The organism is Azonexus fungiphilus (assembly GCF_003634965.1).
GTDB lineage: Bacteria > Pseudomonadota > Gammaproteobacteria > Burkholderiales > Rhodocyclaceae > Azonexus > Azonexus fungiphilus.
Genome location: NZ_RBXP01000011.1, coordinates 470,268 through 493,367, shown reverse-complemented (window position 1 = coordinate 493,367; position 23,100 = coordinate 470,268). Strand labels below are relative to the sequence as shown.

Annotated in this window: 22 protein-coding genes; 10 read left to right on the top strand and 12 right to left on the bottom strand. The window is 67.1% G+C overall.

What is annotated here, in order from left to right; genetic code table 11:
- Positions 1–30 precede the first annotated feature (30 nt).
- Entirely contained in the window at positions 31–855 is an 825-nt protein-coding gene (locus tag DFR40_RS05155) for an outer membrane protein assembly factor BamD (protein ID WP_121457384.1), read from the bottom strand.
- 1 nt (position 856) lies between these two features.
- On the opposite strand from DFR40_RS05155, the gene rluD reads away from it, so the two are divergent.
- Together rluD and pgeF are read left to right on the top strand one after the other, a co-directional pair.
- Positions 857–1,810: a 23S rRNA pseudouridine(1911/1915/1917) synthase RluD gene (rluD, locus tag DFR40_RS05150; protein WP_121457383.1), complete on the top strand. Its 954-nt coding sequence runs from the start codon at positions 857–859 to the stop codon at positions 1,808–1,810.
- Positions 1,803–2,528, top strand: a complete 726-nt coding sequence (gene pgeF, locus DFR40_RS05145) for a peptidoglycan editing factor PgeF (protein ID WP_121457382.1) — start codon at positions 1,803–1,805, stop codon at positions 2,526–2,528. The genes rluD and pgeF overlap by 8 nt, the downstream gene beginning before the upstream one ends.
- A 7-nt stretch (positions 2,529–2,535) precedes the next feature.
- On the opposite strand, the gene DFR40_RS05140 is transcribed toward pgeF, so the two are convergent.
- The gene (locus DFR40_RS05140) at positions 2,536–2,760 is read right to left on the bottom strand and encodes a hypothetical protein (RefSeq protein WP_121457381.1); all 225 of its coding nucleotides are present in this window, start codon (positions 2,758–2,760) and stop codon (positions 2,536–2,538) included.
- 177 nt (positions 2,761–2,937) lie between these two features.
- Between DFR40_RS05140 and phaC the strand changes: the two genes are divergently transcribed.
- The 4 genes from phaC (at position 2,938) to phaR (ending at position 6,934) form a co-directional block, all read left to right on the top strand.
- Positions 2,938–4,623, top strand: a complete 1,686-nt coding sequence (phaC, locus tag DFR40_RS05135; RefSeq protein WP_121457380.1) for a class I poly(R)-hydroxyalkanoic acid synthase — start codon at positions 2,938–2,940, stop codon at positions 4,621–4,623.
- A 26-nt stretch (positions 4,624–4,649) separates the two neighbouring features.
- A complete protein-coding gene (phbB, locus tag DFR40_RS05130) occupies positions 4,650–5,390 on the top strand; it encodes an acetoacetyl-CoA reductase (protein WP_121457379.1) in 741 nt (246 codons plus the stop codon).
- Between the two features lie 45 nt (positions 5,391–5,435).
- On the top strand, positions 5,436–6,179 hold the full coding sequence (gene phbB, locus DFR40_RS05125; RefSeq protein ID WP_121457378.1) for an acetoacetyl-CoA reductase: 744 nt from the start codon (positions 5,436–5,438) through the stop codon (positions 6,177–6,179).
- A gap of 200 nt (positions 6,180–6,379) precedes the next feature.
- Complete coding sequence (gene phaR, locus DFR40_RS05120) at positions 6,380–6,934, top strand: polyhydroxyalkanoate synthesis repressor PhaR (protein ID WP_121457377.1); 555 nt, start codon at positions 6,380–6,382, stop codon at positions 6,932–6,934.
- A gap of 47 nt (positions 6,935–6,981) precedes the next feature.
- Here phaR and DFR40_RS05115 read toward each other — a convergent pair whose 3' ends face one another.
- The 6 genes from DFR40_RS05115 to DFR40_RS05090 form a co-directional block, all read right to left on the bottom strand.
- Entirely contained in the window at positions 6,982–7,506 is a 525-nt protein-coding gene (locus tag DFR40_RS05115; RefSeq protein ID WP_121457376.1) for a Spy/CpxP family protein refolding chaperone, read from the bottom strand.
- 97 nt (positions 7,507–7,603) lie between these two features.
- On the bottom strand, positions 7,604–8,734 hold the full coding sequence (locus tag DFR40_RS05110) for a pyridoxal-phosphate-dependent aminotransferase family protein (protein ID WP_121457375.1): 1,131 nt from the start codon (positions 8,732–8,734) through the stop codon (positions 7,604–7,606).
- A 61-nt stretch (positions 8,735–8,795) separates the two neighbouring features.
- Positions 8,796–9,494 carry an ABC transporter ATP-binding protein gene (locus DFR40_RS05105; RefSeq protein WP_121457374.1) on the bottom strand — a complete coding sequence of 233 codons (699 nt, stop codon included), beginning with the start codon at positions 9,492–9,494 and terminating at the stop codon, positions 8,796–8,798.
- Entirely contained in the window at positions 9,487–10,701 is a 1,215-nt protein-coding gene (locus tag DFR40_RS05100) for an ABC transporter permease (protein ID WP_121457373.1), read from the bottom strand. Before DFR40_RS05100 ends, DFR40_RS05105 begins: the two co-directional genes overlap by 8 nt.
- A 3-nt stretch (positions 10,702–10,704) precedes the next feature.
- Complete coding sequence (locus DFR40_RS05095; RefSeq protein ID WP_121457372.1) at positions 10,705–11,919, bottom strand: efflux RND transporter periplasmic adaptor subunit; 1,215 nt, start codon at positions 11,917–11,919, stop codon at positions 10,705–10,707.
- 66 nt (positions 11,920–11,985) lie between these two features.
- Positions 11,986–12,891: a LysR family transcriptional regulator gene (locus DFR40_RS05090; RefSeq protein WP_121457371.1), complete on the bottom strand. Its 906-nt coding sequence runs from the start codon at positions 12,889–12,891 to the stop codon at positions 11,986–11,988.
- Positions 12,892–12,956: 65 nt separating this feature from the next.
- Here DFR40_RS05090 and DFR40_RS05085 point away from each other — a divergent pair, with 65 nt between their 5' ends.
- Complete coding sequence (locus tag DFR40_RS05085) at positions 12,957–13,763, top strand: sulfite exporter TauE/SafE family protein (protein WP_245985605.1); 807 nt, start codon at positions 12,957–12,959, stop codon at positions 13,761–13,763.
- Between the two features lie 7 nt (positions 13,764–13,770).
- Here the strand turns inward: DFR40_RS05085 and DFR40_RS05080 are convergent, their stop codons facing one another.
- From DFR40_RS05080 to DFR40_RS16920, 3 genes are all read right to left on the bottom strand, one after another.
- Complete coding sequence (locus DFR40_RS05080) at positions 13,771–14,580, bottom strand: alpha/beta hydrolase (protein WP_121457370.1); 810 nt, start codon at positions 14,578–14,580, stop codon at positions 13,771–13,773.
- Between the two features lie 64 nt (positions 14,581–14,644).
- Positions 14,645–16,324, bottom strand: a complete 1,680-nt coding sequence (locus DFR40_RS05075) for an autotransporter family protein (RefSeq protein ID WP_170160159.1) — start codon at positions 16,322–16,324, stop codon at positions 14,645–14,647.
- Between the two features lie 431 nt (positions 16,325–16,755).
- A complete protein-coding gene (locus tag DFR40_RS16920) occupies positions 16,756–17,439 on the bottom strand; it encodes a response regulator transcription factor (RefSeq protein WP_170160158.1) in 684 nt (227 codons plus the stop codon).
- A gap of 132 nt (positions 17,440–17,571) precedes the next feature.
- On the opposite strand from DFR40_RS16920, the gene DFR40_RS05065 reads away from it, so the two are divergent.
- Positions 17,572–19,203 carry an ATP-binding protein gene (locus DFR40_RS05065; protein ID WP_170160157.1) on the top strand — a complete coding sequence of 544 codons (1,632 nt, stop codon included), beginning with the start codon at positions 17,572–17,574 and terminating at the stop codon, positions 19,201–19,203.
- Here the strand turns inward: DFR40_RS05065 and DFR40_RS05060 are convergent.
- Positions 19,142–19,822 (bottom strand): succinate dehydrogenase/fumarate reductase transmembrane subunit, encoded by a 681-nt coding sequence (locus DFR40_RS05060; protein WP_147431288.1) that lies wholly within the window; start codon positions 19,820–19,822, stop codon positions 19,142–19,144. The two genes, DFR40_RS05065 and DFR40_RS05060, sit on opposite strands and share 62 nt — an antisense overlap.
- Positions 19,823–20,044: 222 nt before the next feature.
- Here DFR40_RS05060 and yoaA point away from each other — a divergent pair, with 222 nt between their 5' ends.
- Positions 20,045–21,970 (top strand): DNA repair helicase YoaA, encoded by a 1,926-nt coding sequence (yoaA, locus tag DFR40_RS05055; protein ID WP_245985604.1) that lies wholly within the window; start codon positions 20,045–20,047, stop codon positions 21,968–21,970.
- On the top strand, positions 21,967–23,100 hold the full coding sequence (locus tag DFR40_RS05050) for a hypothetical protein (RefSeq protein ID WP_121457366.1): 1,134 nt from the start codon (positions 21,967–21,969) through the stop codon (positions 23,098–23,100). The genes yoaA and DFR40_RS05050 overlap by 4 nt, the downstream gene beginning before the upstream one ends.

The following is a 23,100-nucleotide window of genomic DNA, read 5'->3' as shown; positions in this document are numbered from 1 at the left end:
AAACCCGCCGGGCGGCGGGTTTCCAAGGGCTTACCAGAGTTGCCACCAGGGCGTCTTGCGTTCCAGTCCGTCGGTGAGGAAGCGGCTGTTCGGGAAGTTCTTCTTGAAGACGCGGTCGGCGTCGTCGCGCAGTTCGGTCATGCCGAGCTTGTCGTAGGCCAGCACCAGGATGTACATCGCTTCCTCGATCGCCGGCGCCTGGGCGTAGGTTTCGACAGCGACCTGGGCGCGGTTGGCAGCGGCAATGTAGGCACCGCGCTTCATGTAGTAGCGGGCGACGTGCACTTCCAGCGAGGCCAGCGCATTGACCAGGTAGTTCATGCGCTTGATCGAATCCGGCGCGTACTTGCTGTTGGGGAAGCGGTTGACCAGTTCCTTGAATGACTCGAAGGCCTCGCGCGCCGCCTTCGGGTCGCGTTCGGTCAGGTCCTGGTTGCTCAGGTGGCCGACCAGGCCGAGGTCTTCGTTGAAATTGACGAGACCTTTGAGATAGAGCGCGTAATCGACCGCCGGATGGTTCGGGTGGAGCTTGATGAAGCGGTCGGCGGCGGCGAGTGCCGAACCGGGCTCGTTCGACTTCCAGTAGACGTAGGCGAGCTCGAGTTGCGCCTGCTGCGCGAAGCGGCCGTAGGGATAGCGGGCTTCGAGCTTTTCCAGCATCTTGACGGCGGTTTCCCAGGAGCCTTCGCCCTGGGCCTCCTTGGCCGCGGCGTAGAGACGGTTGGCCGACCAGCCGGCGGTCTCGTCCTGCTCCTTCGGATTGCTGCCGCAGGCGGCCAGGGTGACCAGCGCCACGACGGCGAGCAGCGAACGAAGACAGGCGGGGAATCCCGGGAATGCGGGTAAACTGCGCATCATGAACGATCCTTATGAAAACTCGGGCGATTATAGCCCAAGCGAGCCGCTCCAATTGACGGTTCCCGACAGTTGCGGCGGTCGTCGCCTCGACCAGGCGCTGGCCGAGATGCTCCCGCAACATTCGCGCAATCGCCTGCAGGGCTGGATTCGCGACGGCAGCGTCGAGATCGACGGCGAAGTCGTCAATGAGCCGAAGCGCAAGGTTCTCGGCGGCGAGCGCCTGCTCGTCGCGCTGCCCGACGATGCCGTCGTCGCCGAACAGGCGGAAGACATCCCGCTCGACATCATTTACGAAGACGAGGCGCTGCTGGTCATCAACAAGCCGGCCGGGCTGGTCGTCCATCCCGGCAGCGGCAACCGCAACGGCACCTTGATGAACGCGCTGCTCCACCATCTGCCGGGTATCGCCGAAGTGCCGCGGGCCGGCATCGTGCATCGCCTGGACAAGGACACCAGCGGGCTGCTGGTCGTCGCCAAGACGCTGGAGGCGCAGACCGACCTGGTGCGCCAGTTGCAGGCGCGTACCGTCAAGCGCCAGTACCTGGCGATCGCTGCCGGGCAGATCCGCCGCGACAGCGGCGTCGATTCGCCGATCGGCCGGCATCCGGTCAACCGGATCAAGATGGCGGTGGTCCCGGAAAGCCGTGGCGGCAAGCCGGCGCTGACCTGGTACCGGCGGCTCGAGATCTTTGCCCATTGCAGCTACATCGAATGCGCGCTGGAGACCGGGCGTACCCACCAGATCCGCGTGCACATGGCCTCGATCGGTCATCCGCTGGTCGGTGATCCGGTGTACGGCAAGCACGATCCGCGCTTGCCGGCCTTCCGCCGCCAGGCCCTGCACGCCACCCGGCTCGGCCTGGTGCATCCGCTCTCGGGCCGTCACATGCAGTGGGAGGTGCCGCTCCCCGAAGACATGCGCGAGCTGCTCGAGACCCTGCGCTATGCCTGATTGCCTGACCCCCGACTGGCCGGCGCCGGCCAATGTGCACGCGCTGCAGACCCTGCGCGGCGGTGGCGTCAGCCCGGCGCCCTGGGCCAGCTGGAACCTCGGCGATCACGTCGGCGACGAGCCGGCGCGGGTTGCCGCCAACCGGGCTGTGTTGCGCGCGCGCCTGCCGGCCGAGCCGGCGTGGTTGCAGCAGGTGCACGGGACGCTGACGGTCGACGCGGCCAAAACGGCAAAAACCGCCGTGGCCGATGCCGCTTTCAGCCGCCAGCCGGGTGTCGTCTGCGCGGTGATGACCGCCGACTGCCTGCCTGTGCTCTTCTGCGACCGTGCCGGCAGCGTCGTCGCCGCCGCCCATGCCGGCTGGCGCGGCTTGCTCGCCGGCGTGCTCGAAAACACCCTGGCGGCGATGCGCGTGGCGCCCGGCGAGGTCATCGCCTGGCTCGGCCCGGCGATCGGGCCGGCACATTTCGAAGTCGGCGACGAAGTCCGCGCCGCCTTTGTCGGCAACGCCGCCGGCGCCGCCCGCGAATTCCGTGCCCACACCGCCGGCAAGTGGTTGTGCGACCTGCCCGGGCTGGCCCGGCAGCGGCTGCGCGCCGCCGGTGTCGACAGCATCCACGGCGGCGGCGAGTGCACCTACGCCGACCGCGAGCGCTTCTTCTCCTATCGCCGCGACGGCGTCACCGGTCGCATGGCCAGCCTGGTCTGGCTGGCCTGAGCGCCGCTCACTGTTCCGGCGGCGCCTCGGCGGCCGCGCGCTCGGCCATCATCTCGCGGTAGCGGCGTCGTTCGCGGCGGACCCGCGCGCCGGCGAAGTAGAGGATCAGCCCGCAGGGCAGCGCACCGTAGAACAGGAAGGAAAGGATGCCGGCGATGAGGCTGGCTTCGTTGGCGGCGACCAGGATGGTGACATACAGCCATCCGATGACGATGATCATGGCGAGGGGCATGGAAGGTCCTGCTGGAGCGCCGGTGTTCGCCGGCGGCAAGGATGCGGAGGCGGTAATTATGCATTGACAGTGCCGGGGCGGGTATGCAGAATCCAACGGCTAGCCCCCGACAACCAGCGAGAACAACATTCCATGGCGCAAGGATCGAACAATAACGAGGCTTTTCTGGGCTCCGCGATGCAGTTCCTGCAGGCCGGGCAGAACATGGCCCAGCAATTCATGGATTACCTTGGCAAGAACGGTGCGGCGCTCGGCAACATGCCGCCGCCGGTGGCCGATCCGCAGGCGCTGACGGCGCTGCAGAAGCAGTTCATGGACCAGCAGATGTCGCTGTGGCAGTCGATGCTGGCCAAGCAGAAGGGCGAGCCGCAATCGTTCAAGGTCGAGCCGGAGCCGGGCGACCGCCGCTTCGCCGCCGCCGAATGGCGCGACAGCCCGATCTACGATTACCTGCACCAGGCCTACCTGCTCAACGTCCGCTATCTCAAGGAAATGGTCGAGGCGCTGCCGGCCCAGGACGAGAAGGCGCGGGAAAAGATGCGTTTCCTGGCGCGCCAAGTGGCCGACGCGATGGCGCCGACCAACTTCGCCGCGACCAATCCGGAATTCGTCAAGCTGGCGCTGGAAACCAAGGGTCAGAGCATCACCGACGGGATCAACAACCTGATCCGCGACTTCGAGAGGGGGCGCATCTCGATGACCGACGAGTCGGTCTTCGAGATCGGCAAGAACATCGCCACCACCGAAGGCGCCGTCGTCTACGAGAACGCCGTGATGCAGCTGATCCAGTATGCGCCGCTCACCGCCAAGGTCGGCGCGCGGCCGCTGATGGTGGTGCCGCCGTGCATCAACAAGTTCTACATCATGGACCTGCAGCCGGACAACTCGCTGATCCGCTTCATGGTCGAGCAGGGCAATACCGTGTTCCTGGTGTCCTGGCGCAACCCGCAGGAAGCGCAGGGGCATCTCGGCTGGGACGACTACCTGGAAAATGGCCCGATTGCGGCGTTGACCGTGATCCGCGAGATCACCCGGGCCAAGCAGGTGAATGCCCTCGGTTTCTGCGTCGGCGGCACCATCCTGAGTTCGGCGCTGGCGGTGCTCAAGGCGCGCGGCGACGACTGCGTCGCTTCGCTGACGCTGCTGACCACGCTGCTCGATTTCTCCGATACCGGCGAGATCGGTCTGTTCATCGACGAGCAGGGCCTCGCCGCCCGGGAAGCGACGATCGGCCAGGGCGGCCTGCTGCCGGCGCGCGACCTGCAGAACACCTTTTCCTTCCTGCGCGCCAACGACCTGGTCTGGAACTACGTCCAGAACAACTACCTCAAGGGCCAGAAGCCGCAGGCCTTCGACCTGCTCTACTGGAACTCCGACTCGACCAACCTGCCGGGGCCGTTCGCCTGCTGGTACATGCGCAACATGTACCTGGAAAACAAGCTGCGCCTGCCCGGCAAGCTGAGCATGTGCGGCGAGAAGGTCGATCTCGGCAAGCTCGAGATGCCGGTGTACATCCTGGCGACGCGCGAGGACCACATCGTCCCGTGGCAGTCGGCTTACCAGAGCACCCGCATCCTCGGTGGCCGGACGCGCTTCGTCCTCGGCGCCTCGGGCCATATCGCCGGCGTCATCAACCCTGCCAGCAAGAACAAGCGCAGCTACTGGACCAACGACGACGTCAAGACCGACGCCGACGGCTGGCTGGCCGCCGCGACCGAGCACAAGGGCAGCTGGTGGACCGACTGGTCGGCCTGGCTGCAGCAGCACTCCGGAGAACAGCGCGCCGCGCGCAAGATCGGCAATACCAAATACAAAGCCATCGAGCCGGCTCCGGGCCGTTACGTCAGGGAACGTGCGGTCTGATCCAACAACAACCGGAGGAGAAGACGATGTTGCGAGTTGCATTGATTACCGGCGGCATGGGCGGCCTCGGCGAAGCCATCTGCATCAAGATGGCGGCGCTCGGCTACAAGGTGGTGACCACCCATTCGCCCGGCAACGCCAAGGTGGACGAGTGGCTGAAGAACATGAACAACATGGGCTACGGCTTCAAGGCCTATCCCTGCGACGTCACCGATTTCGATTCGGCGAAGGCCTGTGTCGATACGGTCAGCCGCGAGGTCGGGCCGATCGACGTGCTGGTCAACAACGCCGGCATCACCCGCGACATGACGTTCAAGAAGATGACCAAGGCCGACTGGGATGCGGTCATCCGCACCAACCTCGACTCGGTCTTCAACATGACCAAGCAGGTCATGGACGGCATGGTCGAACGCAAGTGGGGCCGCGTTATCAACGTTGCCTCGGTCAACGGCCAGAAGGGCGCCTTCGGCCAGACCAACTATTCGGCCGCGAAGGCCGGCATGCATGGTTTCACCAAGGCGCTGGCCCTGGAAGTCGCCCGCCAGGGTGTCACGGTAAATACCATTTCGCCGGGTTATATTGGCACCAAGATGGTCACCGCGATCCCGCAGGAGATTCTCGATACCAAGATCCTGCCGCAGATTCCGGTCAGCCGCCTGGGCAAGCCCGAAGAAATCGCCGGCCTCGTCGCCTATCTCGCTTCCGATGAAGCGGCGTTCGTCACCGGGGCCAATATTTCCATCAACGGCGGTCAGCACATGTTCTGACCGGCGTATTTTTTTACCCGCTTTATCAACAAGGAAGGAACAGTTATGACGCAACGTGTCGCTCTCGTCACCGGTGCAATGGGCGGTCTCGGTACCGCAATCTGCCAGCAACTGGCCAAGGCCGGCCACAAGGTGGTTGCCGCCTATCACCCGCAATTCGACAACAAGGATGCCTGGCTGGCCGAAATGTCCGCCGCCGGCTACAACGACTTCGTCTGCGTCGCCGGTGACGTTTCCGTCCTCGAAGACTGCCAGAAGATGGTCGCCGATGCCGAAGCCGCTTGCGGCCAGGTCGACATCCTGATCAACAACGCCGGCATCACCCGCGACCGCATGTTCGCCAAGCTGGAAAAGGATGGTTGGGATGCCGTCATCTCGACCAACCTGACCTCGCTGTTCAACATGACCAAGCAGGTTTCCGCCAAGATGGCCGAACGCGGCTGGGGTCGCATCATCAACATCTCCTCGGTCAATGGCGTCAAGGGCCAGGCTGGCCAGACCAACTACTCGGCCGCCAAGGCCGGCGTCATCGGCTTCACCAAGGCGCTGGCTGCCGAACTGGCCGCCAAGGGTGTCACGGTCAACGCGATCGCCCCGGGCTACGTGGCGACCAAGATGGTCATGGCGATCAAGCCGGAAGTCCTGGAAACCATCGTCGCTTCGGTGCCGATGAAGCGCCTGGCCAAGCCGGAAGAAATCGGCTTCGCCTGCGCCTACCTGTCCGACGAGCTGTCCGGCTTCACCACCGGCGCAACGATCAACGTCAACGGCGGTCTGTACTACCAGTAATCCGGCCATGGCAGGGCGGCGCTTGCTGCCGCTGCCTGAAGCCTGTCGCAGAAGCCCGGGATTCCCGGGCTTTTGCATTTTTGGCCGAAATCTCGGGTTGACCGTCAGTTTTGCGATGCACCATGATGCGGCGCCATTGGGCAGGCGTCTTTTCGGCTATAATGTTGCGCTGCACATAAACCAGTCTTGAGGCCCGCAGCATGTCCGACACGGTTCGCCTGATCAAGAAATACCCCAATCGCCGCCTGTACGACACCAAGACGAGCGCCTACATCACGCTGGGGGACGTCAAGGAGCTGGTACTCAAGTTCGAGATCTTCAAGGTCGTCGATGCCAAGACCGGCGAAGACCTGACCCGCAGCATCCTGCTCCAGATCATCCTCGAGGAAGAAACCGGCGGTGTCCCGCTGTTCTCCTGCGAGCTGCTGTCCGGCTTCATCCGCTTCTACGGCAGCACGTCGCAGAACATGCTCGGCAAGTACCTCGAGAACAACATGAAGACCTTCGTCGATTTCCAGCAGAAACTGCAGGAGCAGTCGCGCAGCATGTACGGCGGCGGCGACACGGCGAGCCTGCAGGCGGATTTCTGGAACCAGTTCCTGAACTTCCAGCAGCCGGCCATGCAGAACATGATGACCGCCTACATGGACCAGTCGAAGAAGATGTTCCAGTCGATGCAGGACCAGTTGCAGACGCAGACCCGCTCGATGTTCACCGGCTTCCAGGTGCCGCCCGGCGAAACTCCCGAAAAATGAAAAACGGCCGCGTCAGCGGCCGTTTTTTTTGATGCCTGCGCGCTGGCTCAGGCGCCGTTGCGCGGGCCGCGCTCGTCGCGCTTGCCTGGCTTGCCGTCGCGCACCGGCTTCATCTCGGCCAGTTGCTTGCGCTGTTCCGGGGTCAGGACGTCGAGCACCTTGCGTTCGGACTGCAGGCGGGCGACTTCCATGTCCGCGCGTTGGCGGGCGATGCCGTCGATCAACTGCTTGGCCTTGGCTTCGCTGTAGTCCGGCGCCGCCTTGAGTGCGCGCAATTCCTGTTCGCTCTTGCGCAGCGCCTGCATCTGCTTGCGCATCGCCGGTGCCTGGGCGTGCATGATCTCGAAGATCTTGTCGTCCTGGGCTTCGCTCAGGTCGAGGCGGTGCAGGCCGCGCAGCGCGCCCATGCCGTCGCCCTTGACCCCGTGGCCACCGTGCATAGCCGCGCCGCGCATGCCGTCGCGCATTTCGCAGCCGCCCTGGCCCTGGAAGGCGAGGGCGCTGAGCGGGATGGCGAGGGCGAGGCCGGCAACGACGAGCAGTCGCTTCGGGGACTGGATGAGCTGGTTCATGGTCTTCTCCTGTGGGTGAGCCGGAAACGCTCCGGCGACAGGAAGAAGATTACGGAGAAGCACGTAAGCTGTCGTTTGCCAGATGTAAGGATTCGTTTCACCCGCCGATACGGTCGAGCGCTTCGGCCAGGCGGGCGACTGCCGCGTCCGGATCGTGCAGCTTGTCGAGACCGAACAGGCCGATGCGGAAGCTGCGGAATTCGGTTGGCTCGTCGCACATCAGCGGCACGCCGGTGGCGCTCTGGACGCCAGCGGCGAGGAATTTCCGGCCATTCTGGATGTCCGGGTCGGTGGTGTAGCTGACGACCACGCCCGGCGCCTGGAAGCCGTCGGCGGCGACGCTGGGAAAGCCGCGGGCGACCAGCAGTTCGCGGACACGCCGGCCTAGTTCCCATTGTTCGGCGCAGACCCTGGCGAAGCCGTAGGCCTCGGTTTCGAGCATGACCTGGCGGACCGCGGCCAGGGCGTCGGTCGGCATCGTCGCGTGGTAGGCATGGCCGCCGCTTTCGTAGGCTTCCATGATCTGCAGCCATTTCTTCAGGTCGCAGGCGAAGCTGGTGCTGCTGGTCGCATCGATCTGCGCCCGGGCGCGCTCGCCCAGGGCCACCAGCGCGCAGCACGGCGAACCGCTCCAGCCCTTCTGCGGCGCGCTGATCAGCACGTCGACCTCGTTCGCCGCCATGTCCACCCAGACCGTGCCCGAGGCGATGCAGTCGAGCACGAACAGGCCGCCGACCGCACGCACGGCGGCACCGACGGCGCGCAGGTAGGCGTCGGGCAGGATCATCCCGGACGAAGTCTCGACATGCGGTGCGAAAACCACTTCCGGACGCTGCTCGCGGATCGCCGCGACGACTTCCTCGAGCGGCGCCGGGGCGAACGGTGCCTGGGCGCCGCTGCCCTGCTGGCGGGCCTTGAGGACGATGCTCTCGGACGGGATGTGGCCGGCATCGAAAATCTGCGTCCAGCGGAAGCTGAACCAGCCGTTGCGGATCACCATCACCTTGCGCTGGGTTGCGAACTGGCGCGCCACCGCTTCCATGCCGAAGGTGCCGCTGCCGGGGACGACGATCGCGGCGCGGGCGTTGTAGACCGTCTTGACGATCCGCGAGATGTCGCGCATGACGCCCTGGAACTGCTGCGACATGTGGTTGAGCGCGCGGTCGGTATAGACCACGGAATATTCGAGCAGGCCGTCGGGATCGGGATGGGTGAGCAGGGCGGGCATGGCGTCTCCGGCGTGAGTCAAGGGTCAGGCCGGCAAGAATAGCGCCGTCGCGGCCAGTCGGCTAGTCCGCCGGGTTCGGCCGGTCGCTGACGATGCGTCCGTCGACCAGTTCGATGATCCGGTCGCAGCGGGCAGCCAGGCGCGGATCGTGGGTGACGATCAGGAAACTGGTGCCTTCGCGTCGATTCACCTCGCGCAGCAGCGCGAAGATGTCGTCGGCGGTATGCGTGTCGAGATTGCCGGTCGGCTCGTCGGCGAGCACCAGTGCCGGCCGCATCGCCAGTGCCCGGGCGATGGCCACGCGTTGCTGCTGGCCGCCGGAAAGCTTGCTCGCCGGATGCTCGGCACGGTCGGCGAGGCCGACCCCGGCGAGCAGTTCGGTAGCGCGCGCGCGCATCGCCGCATCCGGCCGGCCGCGGTCGACGAGCAGCGGCATCATCACGTTCTCGAGCGCGGTGAATGCCGAGATCAGCAGGTGATGCTGGAACACGAAACCGATCCGCTGGCCGCGCAGGCGGGTGATCGCGGCTTCCGGCAGGGTGCTGGTCTCGTCGCCGTCGATGCACAGGCGGCCGGCACTGGGTCGGTCGAGCAGGCCGATCAGGTTGAGCAGGGTGCTCTTGCCCGAGCCGGACGGGCCGATCAGCGCGGCGAACTCGCCGCGCTGCAGGCGCAGGTCGATGCCGTGGAGCACGTCGATCTCGCCGGCGCCCGACGGGTAGGACTTGCGGATGCCTTGCAGGTCGAGGACGTCAGCCACGGATCGCCACCACCGGATCGAGGGCGGCGGCGCGCCGGGCCGGCATCAGCGCCGCCAGGATGCCGACCAGGGTGGCGCCGCCGGCGGCGATCAGGACCAGCGCGCCGGGCACCTCGATGATGAACAGCGGCTGGCCGTCCGGGGTCACCGCGAGCATCCGCCACAGGCTGAGGAAGAGCGCCGCCAGCGCCGAGCCGAGCAGCGAGCCGAGCAGGCCGACGATGCCGCCCTGAAGCAGGAAGGTGCGCAGCACCTGGCCGCGGCTGGCGCCCATCGCGCGCAGGATGCCGATCTCGCGCGCCCGCTGGACGACCGAGACGACGAGCACGCTGGCGATGCCGAAGGCGACCGAGAGGCCGACGAAGAAGCGGATGACATTGCTCGAGATGCGCTGCGAGGTCAGCGCGGTGAAGAACTGGGCGTTGGTCTTGATCCAGCTGTCGGCCACCAGCCCGGTCTCGCCGTGCAGGCGCTGGGCGAGCGCCTCGGCGGCGTACATGTCGTGCAGGCCGAGGTCGATGTGGGAAACGCCGCCGACCAGGTCGAGCAGGCTCTGCGCCGCGCGCAGGCCGACATAGACGTTGCGCGCGTTGGCGGTCTTGTTGCCGAGGTCGAACAGGCCGGTGATGGTCAGCGTGTCGGTGGCGCCGTTGCCGGCGTTGACGCGCAGCTTGTCACCGACGCCGGCGCCGAGTTCGCGCGCCAGTTCGGTGCCGATGACGACGTCGCCGGCATTGACGCGCAACTGGCCGCCGACGATTTTCTGGTCGAGCTCGATGACGCGCACGTACTGTGCCGGCTCGATGCCGATCAGTGTGATCGACTTGTTGGCGTCGCCGCGCACGGCGAAGGCCGGGCCGGCGGCGACCGGCGAGACGGTGGCGATTTCGGGCATTTTTTCCAGTCGACCGCGCAGGGCCTGCCACTGGTCGATCGAGCGCAGGCGCTGGGCCTGGCGCTGCACCAGGGCCTGGCCGCCGCTGCCCTGCGGGCGGGCGATTTCCTCGGGCGGCAGCAGCACCAGGTGCGCCTGCGAGCTGAGCGTGCGCTTGACCAGGTTGGCCTGCAGCCCGGAAAGCAGCGCCGACATGAAGACGATCACGGCGACGCCGACGCCGACGCCGACGATGATCAGCAGGCTCTGCGTGCGCCCCTCGCGCAGAAAGCGCGTGGCGGCGATCCATTCGAAGGGCAGCCAGGGATGCATCGCTTAGCGGCCACGTACACGGTCGCCTTCGGCGATCCGGGTCAGGCTGGCGGGGACGACGGCATCGCCGGAAGCCAGCCCGGCAACGATCTCGACCCGGCCGGCGTCGCGCAGCCCGGTCTGCACCGGCTGGCGCTGCGCCCGGCCGTCGCGCACGACCAGCGCCCAGGGCTCGGCGGCGCTGCCGCGCAGGCCTTCGAGCGGCAGCAGGACGGCGCCCCGACGCTCGCCGCTGGCGATGTCGATCGACACGGTCATGTCCTGCTTCAGGTAATCCGGCGGGTTGTCGACGCGCAGGCGGACCTCGACCGAGCCGCGCAGCGGGTCGACGGTCGGGCTGATGAAGGCGACGCGGGCCGGGAAACGGCGGTCCGGCCAGGCGTCGGCGGAAACCTCCGCGACCTGGTCGAGGGCGAGCAGGCGCAGGTTCTTCTCGTCGATCTGCACGATCAGTTCGGTCGGTCCTTCCGGCGACAGTGTCAGCAGCGGCTTGCCCGGCTGCACGCCGTCGCCCGGCTCGACCAGCCGGTCGAGGACGACGCCGGCGCGCGGGGCGACGATGCGGGTGTGGGCCAGCCGTGATTCGGCGACGGCGAGGCCGGCCCGGGCCTGGTCCACGGCCGCCTCGGCGAGCCGGAAGTCGCTGCCGCCGCTGGCGTTGCTGGCGGCCTGGAGCAGGCTGGCCTGGTACTGGCTTTCGGCGACGGCCAGCGTCCGGCGAGCATCGTCGAGCTGGTTCGGACTGTAGAAACCGCGGCCGACCAGCGCTTCGACGCGGGCGAATTGCTGCCTGGCCTGGGTCAGGTTGGCTTCAGCCTGGCGCGTCGCTTCACGGGCCAGCGGCTCGCCGAGCAGGCGCAACTGGCGCACGCGCAGTTCGGCCTGGGCGAGCTGCGCGCGGGCCTGGGCGACGGCGGCGGCGGCCTCGCGGCCATCGAGTTCGGCGAGCAGCGTGCCGGCGGCGACCGCCTGGCCCTCGTCGACATGGATGGCGAGCACCTGGCTGGTGATCTGGGCGGCCAGTTCGCTGCGTTGCGGCGAGCGCACCTTGCCGCTGGCCACCACCGACTGGCGGATGTCGCCGCTCTCGGCGACGAGCAGGTCGACGGCGCTGCCGGCGAGCGAGCGGACGACGCTGACGGTCAACAGCCCAGACAGCAGCAAAACCGGAATCAGCACGCCGGGGCGGCGCAGGCGGGCAATCAGCGGAGCGGTCATGGTCGTATCGATCAGTCTTGGCTTATATGGCTGCGCGAATGGTAACCGCAAACCTGCCGGCGCGCTTCATTGCCGCGCCTCGCCCCAGCCGGCGAAGCGCTGCTCGAGGAAGTCGAGGAAGGCGCGGACCTTGGCCGACAGCTGGTGGCGCGATGGATAGAGGGCGTGGATGTCGGCCGAGACGCCGGCCCACTCGGGCAAGACGCGAACCAGGCGGCCGCTGGCCAGGTCGCCGGCGATGTCCCATTCCGAGCGCAGGACGATGCCGTGCCCGGCCAGCGCCCAGTCGACGGCGATCTCGCCGTGGTTGACGGCGAGCGGGCTGCGCACCTTGATCGTCACCTGCTGGTTGCCGTCGGTGAGCTGCCAGTTGTTGAAGGCGCGCTCGTTCTCGCGGATCACGATGCAGTCGTGCGCCGGCAGGTCGCGCGGCGTCTGCGGCATGCCGCGGGCCGCCAGGTAGGCGGGCGCGGCGCAGAGCAGGCGGCGGTTGGGAGCGATGCGGCGGGCGAGGATGCGGGCGTCGGGCGGCGGGCCGAAGCGGATCGCGATGTCGAGCGCGTGTTCGGTCAGGTCGAGGGCGCGGTCGGCGAGGTGGAGAACCACCTCGATGTCCGGGTAGCGGCGGACGAAGTCCGAGATCGCCGGTCCCAGGTGGCGCCGGCCGAAGCCGAAACCGGCGTTGATCCGGAGCAGGCCTTGCGGCCGCTCGCGGCTGTCGAGCAGCGAACGCTCGAGGCGTTCGATGTCGCGCAGGATGGCTTCGCCGTCCTCGAGGTAGCGCTCGCCTTCCGGCGTCAGGCTGTGCCGGCGCGTGGTCCGGTTGAGCAGGCGCACGCCGAGGCGCTGTTCGAGGGCGGCCAGCCGGCGGCTGACCCCGGGCGGCGTGATGCCGAGCGCCTGGGCCGCCGCGGCCAGGCTCGGCTGGCGGGCGAGGAGGCTGAAGAAGGCGAGGTCGGGGATGCTGTTCATTCGTGCTTTATTCGCAATAATCAATTGAACTGGCTGCCATTGTATCTTTTGCTGTGATGAATATCATGGCTTTCCCCGAGTCGACCGTGAACCTGCCCATGCCGCTGCTGCACCTGCTTCCCCTTGCCGATCTGGCGCTTGCCCTGGCGATTGGCGCCGGCCTCGGCTTTTTCGGCGGCCTGTTCGGCATCGGCGGCGGCATCATCGCCATTCCGCTGTTCGTTCTCGCCTTCGCGATGGACCAGGCGATGGCCCAGGGCACGGCGCTGGTGCTGATGGTGCCGAACCTGCTGATCGGCTGGTGGCGCTACAGCCGCAAGCACCCGGTCGGCTGGCGGGCGGCGCTGTCGATCGCCGTGCCGGCGACGCTGACCACCTGGCTGCTGGCGCATTTCGCCACCCGTCTCGACGCCCAGCTGCTCGGTCACCTGTTCTGCGCCTTCCTCGGTATCCTCGCGCTGCGCCTGCTCTGGCAGGGCCGCGGCGGTCGCCAGCCGGTCACCGGCGCGCCGCTGCGGGCGGCCGCGCTGCCGCTGGTCGGCGTTGCCGGCGGCAGCAGCATGGGCCTGCTCGGCATCGGTGGCGGCCTGGTCGCCACGCCCTTGCTGTCGGGTTGGCTCGGCCAGCGCCAGACCGTCGCCCAGAGCCTGGCGCTGGCGCTGGTCGCGCCGAGTTCGCTGGTTGCCCTGAGCGCCTACGCCGGCGCCCAGCGCGTCGACTGGAGCCTGGGCCTGCCGATGGCGCTCGGTGGCACGCTCACGGTCGCCGCCGGCGTTGCGCTCGCCCACCGCTTACCGGAGCGGCGGATGCGCGCGGCCTTCGCCTGGATGCTGCTGGCCACCGCCTTGTGGCTGGCGCTGGCGCCGCGCTGAGACGGCTTCAGCGCATCCGCCACAGTTCGGGCCAGCGCGCGGCCCAGCAGCAGTGGTGGTCGAAATCCTCGATCACCGTGATTGACGCCGGCTTGGCCGCGCCGCTGCGCACGTAGGATTCGGCAACGGCGGCAGGCACGATGCGGTCCTTGCCGCCGACGAAGTGACGCTGCGGAATCGCCGCCAGGCGGCCGGCCGCATCGACCGGATTGAGCGAGCCGGCGAGCGGGCTGATCCGTTGCAGCGTCGTCCAGGCGCGGTGGTCGAGATTGCCGGCGACGCTGACCAGGCGCCCGACGTCGTCGCGGCGGGCAGCAACCAGCGCGGCGATCGCGGCACCGCCGGAATAGCCGACCAGGGTCAGCCGGCGGGCAGAAAATCGCTGTTTCAGGCGGTCGACCGCAAGATTCGTCGCGGCGACCAGGTCGGCCGCGAAGCGCCCCTCGGTCCAGTCCGCCTGGCGGCAACCGGGGCTGCTCACGTACTGGCAGGGGCGCGCCAGATAGGCGGCGTTGCCGGCCGGCTGGGCCAGCGCCAGGCGCAGCGCCAGCGGTTCGCGCGGCGTCGGGTCGGCCGACGGCTGGCTGCTGCTCAGCCAGGCCAGGCCGTCGCCCTCGATATAGATCGTCAGTTCGTCGGCAGCCGCTGCCTTCGCCGGCAGCCAGGCGCGCAGCGTCAGGCGTTCGCCGGCGATGTCGAGCGCCTGCCAGGCATGCTGCGCCGCCAGCGTCTCGGCCAGCTGCCGGCGCTCGGCCGGCGTCGGCAGGCTGCTGCAGGCAGCGAGGCAAAGCGGCAGCAGGGCGAGCCAGGGTTTCATCGCGGACAAAAGAAAAAGGGCTGCGGCATTGTAGCCGCAGCCCCGGAGCGTTGAGTCGGCCGGATCAGAACGACCAGCGGACCTTCATCGATGCGGTGTGGTTGAGGAAGCCGGTGCGATGCTCGGCATCGTAGCGGCCGCTGACCTCGATGCCGTTGCTGGCCTGGTAGGCCAGGCCGAGGCCGGCCTGGCCGATCCACGGGCTGGGGTCGATGCCGTAGGTGACGAAGGCGGCGCCGGGCGCGCCGGCAAAGGCGGCAGTGATCGCCGAACGCTCGTTGATCGTGTCGTAGCCGACGCCGAGATTGGCCGTCAGGGTCGTCCGTTCGTTCAGTTGGTGCGCAACCTTGCCGTCGATGCCGACGATGAAGGATTTGGTCGAGCGGCCGTTGACGTCAAGGTTGAGCAGGCCGGCGTCCTTCTCACGGTAGGAATCGTCGCGGATCCAGGTGTAGTCCGCGCGTACCGACGGGATCAGCGAGGTCCGGCTGCTGATCGGGTAGGTCCGAGCGAAGCCAACACCGACGTGGGCGCTGGTGCTGTTGTAGTCGGACTTGGCGACCGTGTTGGTGAAGGCGATGGTGCGCTTGCCGTCGTTGACATTGCGTCCGGCGTCGACCTGGAAGTTGATCTCGGTGCGCTCGTCGAGGCTGTAGCTGCCGTAGCCGATCAGCTGGTAGACATCGACCTTGGCGCTTTGCTTGGCGACCTTGGAATTGCTGTCGATGTTGCTGCCGGCGTAGGCGAAGGCAACCCCCAGGCGCAGCGACGGGCTGACCGCATCGTCGAAACCCGCTGCCAGGCCGTAGGTTTCCGCCTTGTAGCCGGAAACGCCCTGGGTCGTATCCTGGGTCGCCCGCGAACCGAAGGGCTTGAGCCAGAAATTCTTGTCGCCGGTGAACACGTCGCCGGACGACATCCCGCGATTCGCCGACATCCGCGCCTGGATGACCCGGTTGATGCCATTGAGCGCATTCTGGGAGGCGATCTGCGAGCCGCCGGTGAGCAGCGGCAGGGTCTGCGAGGCGGCGTTGGAGACTTCGGTATTGCCGGAGAGTCCTGAGAACAGGTTGAGTAGTGCCGGATTGGCGTCGATCACGGTGGCAGCGCCGCGCGCTGGCGAGTTGCCTTGCAGGTTGGCTGCGCTGACCACACGAGTGCCGGGGCCGAGCGAAGCTTCGATGGCTGCGGCGATGTCGGAACCGAAGATGTAGTAGTAAGTGAAGGTGATCGAGTCGTTGAGGGCAAGCGAACTCAGGTAGTGGCTGAGGCCGATGGTGTAGTCGCCATTGCCATCATTGGTGCCGTTCTGATAGACCGTCGGATCCGTGCTCCACATAGAGGATACGCCGGTATTGACACCAGATGAGGCATTGGAAAGCAGGCCGATGACATATTTGCTAACCAGGGCTTCAGCATAGACCAGATTGGTGGCGGCAACGCTGCCCTGTCCCCTGATATTGGTGGTGCTGGATGTATCCCCGCCGGCAGCCTGAGCGTCTGGGTCGGTGTAGCGGACGAAGTAGAGATCGGTCAGTGCTCGGGCTGCCGTGATCGTCGTTGTGATCTTGACCTGCTTGTCGGTAGCATTGAAACCAACCGTGTTGACGATATCGAAAAGTTTGGTTTCGCTGGTTGGTGTGTAAGAGCCGGTCCACACCACGCCGCGGTAGCTGCCACTGGAGGCGTTGGCCAGCGTGCCGGTGAGACCGCTAGTGGTATTGCCGGGGTCGTTGTTTGACATGGCGTTGTAGGTAGTTCCGCCAGATGTCGCGCGAACCGTGAAACCCTCAAAGGGGGTGCCTGGTGTCAGGTAATCGTAGGCAGTATTGAAAGTGCCCGTGCCGGTGTTGTCGTAAAGGATGCCTGGGGAGGTGTTCCCACCCGAACCAATGGTGCCAAGATCGCTGGTTCCGATCTTGATGTAGTTGCCTTCAAGGGTAATTGGAGCGGCCAGCGCCGAGCTCATGCCAATGCTCGCAAGCATGGCTGCGATGGCTGCAGCGAGTGGGGTTTTTTTGATGAAGCTTGCGCTGCAATTTTGGGCGCGAGATGCGAGCATTGAAATCTCCGGAAGCGAATCGATGTTGTTATTGGGAAATGCAATCCCGATATCGTAGTGACTCGGGTTGTCTGATTGCTTACATTTCCTTGCATCCGGTCTGAAGAGGGCGCCTACTCGTAACGCACTGGGTAAAGAAAAGCGTAGCCGCGGTTGCGCAGGGCGCGGATCGGGTTGGTGTCGGGGCTGACGGCGCGGATTTTCTGGCGCAGGCGGCTGATCGTCACTTCCAGGCGGCGGATGTCGTAGTCTTCGGGGCGTCCGCCCAGGGCCTTGACCAGCAGGTCGCGGTCGGCTTGCTGCTGGGGTTGCTGGAGCAGGGTCGACAGCACCAGGTGTTCGGCGGCGGTGAGCGGCAGGCGCTCGCCGTTCGGCAGGTAGAGCGCCAGTTCGGCCGGCGCGAAGCGCCACTGGCCGGCGATCCGCCGGCTGGCCTCGATTGCCCGTGCTCTCGCCTGGACCACGGCAACCAGTTCGCTCATCTCGATCGGCTTGCAGAGGTAGTTGTCGGCGCCGCGCAGATGCCCCTCGATGCGGTCGTTGAGCGTGGTTCTGGCGGTCAGCATGACGATGCCGATTTCCGGATGGCGGCTGCGCAGGCGGCTGGCGATGTCGAGGCCGTCCTCGTCGGGCAGGCCGATGTCGAGAATGGCGATGTCCGGCAACTGGGTCTGCAGCAAGGCATCGAGTTCCTTGCCGCTGGCGCAGGCGATGGCGGTGAAACCGGCATGCCGGAGCGCGAACAGGACATCGTCGGTGAGGTCCTGGTTGTCGTCGACGACGGCGATCTGGATCATTGTTTGGTGGAGGCTCGGTAAAAGGCGTTCGCCGGCGATGATCCCGTCCGCGGTGCCTGCCGTCAAGGCGCTTTGCCCGCCAGGCCGGGGATCGGGCGCTTGGCGGCGGCTTGTCTGTGGCAAGATTGCGGCGTGAAAATCCATTCCCTACTGCTTCTCGTCGCCGCCCTGCTGTTTGCCGCGACGCCCGCCGGCGCTGCGGGAATCCGGCTGAGCGAGGCCGAGCTGGCTTATCTCGACCGTCTGGGTCCGGTCAGCCTGTGCACCGATCCGGACTGGTTTCCCTTCGAGCGGCTTTCGCCGGCGGGGCGCCACGAGGGGATTGCCGCCGATCTGATCGAACTGGTCGCCCGGCGGGCCGGGGTGACGCTCCGCATCTATCCCACGGCGAGTTGGACCGAGAGCCTGGAAGCCTCGCGCAGCGGTCGCTGCCAGCTGATGAGCTTTCTCAACCAGACGCCCGAGCGTGACCGCTGGCTGCTGTTCACCGAGCCCTTGTTCGCCGACCCGAACGTGATCATCGTCCGCGCCGATCAGCCGGATATCGCCGACCTTCGCCAGGCGGCGGGCAAAAGCGTCGCCCTGCCGGCCGGGACCATGGTCAAGGAGCGTTTCGAGCGGGACTATCCGCAGCTCCGGATCATTCCGACGGTGAGCGAGGAGGAGGCGATGCACCTGGTCGCCTCCGGGGTCGCCGACATGACCCTGCGCTCGTTGATGATCACCGCCCACACCATCCGCAAGGAAGGCCTGTTCAGCCTGAAGATCGGCGGTCGCCTGCCGGGCTACGACAACGTGCTCCGGATCGGCGTCGTCAATGGCGAGCCGATGTTGCGCGACATCCTCGACAAGGGCGTCGCCACGCTGACCCAGAACGAGCGCGACGCGATCGCCAACCGTCACGCGGCGATCAGCCTGGTCACCCGGGTCGACTACCGGCTGCTCTGGGAAGTGCTGGCGCTTGGCCTGGTGCTGGTGCTGGCCTTGCTCTATCGCCAGCATCACTGGCGCAAGCTGGATGCGGCGCAGCTGGCGCTGGCCGAGCAGCGGGCCCTGGCCGAGCGCCGTTCGCGCGAGGAGCAGGGGCGCCTGGTGGCGATGCTCTCGCATGAAATCAAGACGCCGCTGGCGATGATCGACGGCGCGGCGCAGACCCTGAGCCATCTGGTCGATGCCGGGACGCCCGAAGTCGGCCGCCGGCTCGACCGGATCCGCCGTGGCGTCAAGCGGTTGAGCGCCCTCAGCGAATGCTTCCTGCACAAGGACCGGCTCGACGGTTCATCGCTGGTGCTGCGCCCGCAGCGTTTCGACCTGGTTGCGCTGGTTGCCCGCCTGGTCGCCGATTTCGAGGCGGCGCAGCGGATTGCGGTGAGTGCGCCGGCGACGGTCATGGTCGACGCCGACCGGGAACTGGTCGCCGTCGCCATCAAGAACCTGATCGGCAATGCCCTGGCCTATTCGCCGGCGGACCAGCCGGTCGAGGTCGCCGTGCTGGTGCAGGCCGGCGCCGTGCTGGTCAGGGTTCGCGACCACGGCGAGGGCATCCCGCCGGCGCTGCGCGAGCAGCTTTTTGACTGCTACGTGCGCGGCCAGCACCGTGCCGACATTCCCGGTGCCGGGCTCGGGCTCTACCTGGTCCGGCGCATCGCCGAACTGCACGGCGGGCGGGCTTTCCTCGGCGAGAGCGAGGCCGGTGCCGAGTTCAACCTGTGGTTGCCGGATTCGTTGCCTGCCGATCGAGAGGCTTGCCCGGGAGCGGCATGACCGGTGGCGCCTCGGCACCGCCGGGGGCAATTTCGTTCCAGGCGGCGAGCGTGCCGACGCCGAGGACGAGGAAGAATGCGGCAAAGGCATGGCGCAGCCGTGGCGGTGCCGATGGCCGTGCGCTGTCGCCGTTGCCGGCGAAACGACGGTAGATGATGACGCCGGCGTGCACCTCGATGGCGAAGAGCAGGGCGATGCAGACCGGCCAGATGCCGCTGCCGGCAGCTTCGGTGGCCGGCGGGTTGAGCAGGCCGTGCAGGTAGTCGCCGGTGAACAGGAAGACGGCGATGCTGCTGCCGGCCTGCAGCCAGCCGAGGCCGTCGACACCCGCCGGCTCGTGACGGCGGGCGAGGCGGCGCAGGGCCAGCCAGGCCTGGCTGACGAGCAGGCCGGTGACGCCGGCGGCGACCAGCGAGAGCAGTGCCGGATGCGGCTTGGCCAGCAGTCCGTGCGCGTGGATTGCCTGCACGATTTCGCCGACCGCGTCGGCGCGCAGGGCAAGGCCGGCGAGCAGCAACAGGTGGGCGAGCAGGAAAAGCGCGAAGAGCAGCCCGCACAGCCGCTGCGGCACGCTCGGGCGGCGCGGGGTGAAGTGGGCTGGCGATGGGGGCTGGCGCATGACGGCGGGGCGATTCGTTTCCTGTAGTTCGCAATCTATCACGGTCGACGCCGTTTTTTGTCAAAAAATTGTGCGTTGCAACAAAAACAGAATCCGCGCTGTGCAATGGTTTCGCGATTGTTTCGGGAAATCATGTTGCAATGCAAAAGGCGCGCTGCGGTGCGTTGGCCGGGCTTCTGTTAAGATGCCGCGGCCGCATTCCTCGCCGCCCCTTCGCCGATCTTGTCCAGCCTCCAGGAAATCTTCTCGCCCGACGGCGCCTTCGCCCGCGCCATCGACGGTTACCGCATTCGCCCGCAGCAGGTCGAGATGGCCGAGCGCATCGCCGAGGCGATCCGCAACAACGCGGTGTTCATCGCCGAGGCCGGCACTGGCACCGGCAAGACCTTCGCCTACCTGGTGCCGGCGCTCAAGTCGAACGGCAAGGTGATCGTGTCGACCGGCACCAAGACGCTGCAGGACCAGCTGTTCAACAAGGACCTGCCGACCGTGCGCGAGATCCTCAAGGCGCCGGTCAGGATCGCGCTGCTCAAGGGCCGCGCCAACTACGTCTGTCCCTACCACCTGCAGCGCTCGCTGGCCGACGGCCGCTTCCTGAGCCGCGAGGACGCCGCCGACGCGCGCCGCATCTCGGTCTTCGCCAAGACCACGCAGACCGGCGACAAGGCCGAGTGCGTCGAGGTCAACGAAAATTCGCCGGTGTGGGGTCATGTCACTTCGACGCGCGACAACTGTCTCGGCCAGGACTGCCCCGACTACAAGGACTGCTTCGTGATGCAGGCGCGCAAGGAGGCGATGGCCGCCGACCTGGTCGTGGTCAATCACCATCTCTTCTTCGCCGACGTGATGCTCCGCGACGAGGGCATGGCCGAACTGCTCCCGGCCTGCAACACGGTGATCTTCGACGAAGCCCACCAGTTGCCGGAAGTGGCGACGCTGTTCTTCGGCGACAGCGTGTCCACCGCGCAATTCCTCGATCTCGCCCGCGACGCGCGAACCGAGGCGCTGACCCACGCGCGCGACTGCCTCGACCTGCCGGTGGCGAGCAAGGCGCTGGAAAAGGCGGCCAAGGACCTGCGCCTGGCCGTCGGCCTCGATACCGGCCGTTTCTCCGCCGGCCAGTTGCTGGAAAAGCCGGAGTTTGCCCCGGCCTTGCAGGTCCTGCTCGAAGAAACCGGGCGCTTCGCCGCCATCCTCGAAACCCAGGCCGAGCGCGCCGAAGGCCTGGAAAAGTGCTGGCAGCGCGCCGGCGATCTGGTCCGCCAGCTCGGCCAGTGGCAGCAACCGGCCGACGCCGGCTACGTCTATTGGGGCGAGGCCTTCACCCATTCATTGCAGCTCAACGCGACGCCGCTCGACGTCGCCAGCATCTTCCGCAAGCAGATGGGCGGGCATCCGCGCGCCTGGATCTTCACCTCGGCGACGCTCGCCGTGCAGGGCAAGTTCCATCATTACTGCGCCGAACTCGGTCTCGGCGACCCCGATTCGGCCTGCTGGCAGAGTCCTTTCGACTACGGCGAGCAGGCCGTGCTCTACGCGCCGCTCGGCATGCCCGACCCGAACGCCTGGAACTACACCGAGGCCGTCGTCGATGCCGCCTGGCCGGCGCTGAAGGCGGCGCGCGGCGGCGCTTTCTTCCTGTGCACCAGCCTGCGCGCGATGCGCCGCACCCACGAGCTGCTCAAGGCCAGGCTCGAGGAAGAAGGCCTCGACATGCCCTTGCTGGTCCAGGGCGAGGGCAGCAAGAACGACCTGCTGCAGCGCTTCCGCCACCACGGCGCGGCGATCCTGGTCGGCAGCCAGAGTTTCTGGGAAGGCGTGGACGTGCGCGGCGAGGCGCTCTCGCTGGTGGTCATCGACAAGATTCCCTTCGCCCCGCCCGACGATCCGGTGCTCTCGGCACGGATCGAGGAAATGAAGAAGCAGGGGCGCAACGCCTTCATCGAATACCAGCTGCCGCGCGCCGTGATCAACGTCAAGCAGGGCGCCGGCCGGTTGATCCGCGACGAGGCCGACAAGGGCGTGCTGATGATCTGCGACCCGCGCCTGATCACCAAACCCTACGGCCGCCGCGTCTGGCAGAGCCTGCCGCCGATGAAGCGGACGCGCGAGCTGCAGGTCGTCCTCGATTTCTTCGCCAACCGATGAAAACCACCTTCGACCAGATCGCGGCGCGCCAGCCGCAACTCTTCTCCGCCGCCGAAATCCGCGTCGAGCCGGCGCAGCTGGCGGCGATGGCGGCCATCGTCGACGCCTGCGAAACGGTGCTGGCGCTGCCGGCCCTGCGCGACGCCGCGCTTGCCGCCGCGCCGGCCATCGCCCGCGTGCCGACCGCGGCGCGCGGCGTGTTCATGGGCTACGACTTCCATCTGACGGCCGCCGGCCCGAAACTCATCGAGATCAACACCAACGCCGGCGGCGGCCTGCTCAACGCCTACCTGCTGGCCGCTCGCGGCCACGCCGACGCGGCGGCCGCCTTCGTTGCCGAGATCGTCGCCATGTTCCGCACCGAGTGGCGGCTGGCGCGCGGCGGCGCGCCGCTGACCCGCATCGCCATCGTCGACGAGGCGCCGGCCGGGCAGTTCCTGGCGCCGGAGTTCGAACTCTTCCGCGAGCTCTTCGTCGCCCATGGCATCGCTGCGGCGATTGCCGACCCGGCCGATTTCGTCCGCGCCGGCGACCGCCTGCTGCTGGCCGGCGAGCCGGTCGACCTGATCTACAACCGGCTCACCGATTTTTACCTGGAAACGCCGGTCGACCGTGACATCGCTGCCGTCTTCGCGGCCGGCGGCGTGGTCCTGACGCCGCACCCGGCGGTGCATGCGACGCACGCCGACAAGCGCCACCTGATGACCCTCTCCGACCCGCAAAAACTCGCCGATCTGACGGTCGACCGTCAGATCCAGGCAATTTTGCAGGCCGGCGTGCCGCGCACCATCGCGGTCGATCCGGCCGACGCCGAAGCGCTGTGGGCCGGGCGCAAGCGCTGGTTCTTCAAGCCGCCGGCCGGTTTCGGCAGCCGCGCCGCCTATCGCGGCGACAAGCTGACCCGCCGCGTCTTCGACGAAATCCTCGCCGGCCATTACATCGCCCAGGAAATCGCCCCGCCTTCCGAGCACGAAGTCATCGTCAATGGCGAAGCGCAGACGATGAAGGCCGACTTCCGCTGCTACGTTTACGCCGGCCGCATCCAGTGCGTCGCGGCCCGCCTCTACCAGGGGCAGACGACCAACTTCCGCACCCCCGGCGGCGGCTTCGCGCCGGTGTTCGCGGCCTGA

Excerpts from the sequence above, each read along its gene's own strand:
- DFR40_RS05115 (WP_121457376.1), bottom strand. The coding sequence starts at position 7,506 with ATGAACCAGCTCATCCAGTCCCCGAAGCGACTGCTCGTCGTTGCCGGC.
- DFR40_RS05155 (WP_121457384.1), bottom strand. The coding sequence starts at position 855 with ATGCGCAGTTTACCCGCATTCCCGGGATTCCCCGCCTGTCTTCGTTCG.
- DFR40_RS05095 (WP_121457372.1), bottom strand. The coding sequence starts at position 11,919 with ATGACCGCTCCGCTGATTGCCCGCCTGCGCCGCCCCGGCGTGCTGATT.
- DFR40_RS16920 (WP_170160158.1), bottom strand. The coding sequence starts at position 17,439 with ATGATCCAGATCGCCGTCGTCGACGACAACCAGGACCTCACCGACGAT.
- DFR40_RS05110 (WP_121457375.1), bottom strand. The coding sequence starts at position 8,734 with ATGCCCGCCCTGCTCACCCATCCCGATCCCGACGGCCTGCTCGAATAT.
- pgeF (WP_121457382.1), top strand. The coding sequence starts at position 1,803 with ATGCCTGATTGCCTGACCCCCGACTGGCCGGCGCCGGCCAATGTGCAC.
- phaR (WP_121457377.1), top strand. The coding sequence starts at position 6,380 with ATGTCCGACACGGTTCGCCTGATCAAGAAATACCCCAATCGCCGCCTG.
- DFR40_RS05085 (WP_245985605.1), top strand. The coding sequence starts at position 12,957 with ATGGCTTTCCCCGAGTCGACCGTGAACCTGCCCATGCCGCTGCTGCAC.
- DFR40_RS05100 (WP_121457373.1), bottom strand. The coding sequence starts at position 10,701 with ATGCATCCCTGGCTGCCCTTCGAATGGATCGCCGCCACGCGCTTTCTG.
- DFR40_RS05050 (WP_121457366.1), top strand. The coding sequence starts at position 21,967 with ATGAAAACCACCTTCGACCAGATCGCGGCGCGCCAGCCGCAACTCTTC.
- phbB (WP_121457379.1), top strand. The coding sequence starts at position 4,650 with ATGTTGCGAGTTGCATTGATTACCGGCGGCATGGGCGGCCTCGGCGAA.
- phaC (WP_121457380.1), top strand. The coding sequence starts at position 2,938 with ATGCAGTTCCTGCAGGCCGGGCAGAACATGGCCCAGCAATTCATGGAT.
- DFR40_RS05090 (WP_121457371.1), bottom strand. The coding sequence starts at position 12,891 with ATGAACAGCATCCCCGACCTCGCCTTCTTCAGCCTCCTCGCCCGCCAG.
- DFR40_RS05060 (WP_147431288.1), bottom strand. The coding sequence starts at position 19,822 with ATGCGCCAGCCCCCATCGCCAGCCCACTTCACCCCGCGCCGCCCGAGC.
- phbB (WP_121457378.1), top strand. The coding sequence starts at position 5,436 with ATGACGCAACGTGTCGCTCTCGTCACCGGTGCAATGGGCGGTCTCGGT.
- DFR40_RS05140 (WP_121457381.1), bottom strand. The coding sequence starts at position 2,760 with ATGCCCCTCGCCATGATCATCGTCATCGGATGGCTGTATGTCACCATC.
- DFR40_RS05075 (WP_170160159.1), bottom strand. The coding sequence starts at position 16,324 with ATGTCAAACAACGACCCCGGCAATACCACTAGCGGTCTCACCGGCACG.
- rluD (WP_121457383.1), top strand. The coding sequence starts at position 857 with ATGAACGATCCTTATGAAAACTCGGGCGATTATAGCCCAAGCGAGCCG.
- DFR40_RS05080 (WP_121457370.1), bottom strand. The coding sequence starts at position 14,580 with ATGAAACCCTGGCTCGCCCTGCTGCCGCTTTGCCTCGCTGCCTGCAGC.